The organism is Mesorhizobium sp. M7A.F.Ca.US.014.04.1.1 (assembly GCF_003998745.1).
Classification (GTDB): Bacteria; Pseudomonadota; Alphaproteobacteria; order Rhizobiales; family Rhizobiaceae; genus Mesorhizobium; species Mesorhizobium ciceri.
This window is the reverse complement of record NZ_RZRW01001213.1, coordinates 1-829: the sequence shown is the minus strand read 5'-3', so window position 1 is coordinate 829 and position 829 is coordinate 1. Positions and strand designations below refer to the sequence as shown.

At 65.7% G+C, this 829-nt stretch carries 1 protein-coding gene and 1 pseudogene; both read right to left on the bottom strand.

The window, feature by feature from the left end:
• A pseudogene (gene nadE / locus EOA22_RS35650) lies at nucleotides 1-343 on the bottom strand (NAD(+) synthase); the annotation flags it as partial.
• Nucleotides 340-829 (bottom strand): fatty acid--CoA ligase family protein (locus EOA22_RS35645; RefSeq protein WP_164756279.1); only part of this gene is annotated, 490 nt, incomplete at its 5' end. The gene EOA22_RS35645 and the pseudogene nadE, both read right to left, overlap by 4 nt.

Sequence of the window (829 nt, the reverse complement as noted above, 5' to 3'; positions counted from 1 at the left end):
GATAACAACCCATCGCGTGCAGCGTCGGGCCGATATCCTCCACGATCGCTTCGACGCCAAAGGTTTCGGCGGCCAGCCGGCCGAGGCGGAGGCTGTCGGGATCGGAGTCGCTTTCCGGCATGAACAGGCAGAAGACGTTCTTCGCGCCGACGGCGCGGGCGGCGAGCGCGACCGAGACGCTGGAATCGATGCCGCCAGAGAGGCCGAGCACGAGCCCGCGCTTGCGCATGCCGCGTAGCTGCTCGCGCAACCCGGCGACGATGCGATCGGTTTCCGCTGCGTTGTCGAGCGTCAGCGCGTCGGCCGAGAAGGCGGGACGGCTCGGGGCGAGGGAGAGATTCATTGTGCAGTCCCCAACGTTTCGGCCGCCAGCCTTCGGCTGACCTTTCCGGTATCGGTCTTCGGCAACTCGCGGCGGAACTCGATGAGCTTCGGCACCATGAAATCCTCGAGATGAACGGCGCAGTAGCGAATGATGTCCCGCTCGCTCAGGGTCTCGTCCGAGAGAACGACGAGAGCGGCAATGGCGTGGCCGAGCACCGGATCCGGCACGCCGGTCACCACGGCTTCCACGATGCCTGGATGGGCGTGCAGCACAGTTTCGACTTCCTTCGGGGCGACCTTTTCGCCGCGCGTCTTGATGATGTCGTCCTTGCGGCCAACGAAATAAAGGAAGCCGTCCTCGTCCGTCCGGAACAGGTCACCGGTGTGGAGCCGCTTTTCCCAGGGATGCGGCCCGGGACGCAGCATCTGCTCCGTGGCCACGTCGTTGCGCCAATAGCCCTGCATGACATGCGGGCCGCGGATGACCAACTCGCCCGCCACGCCC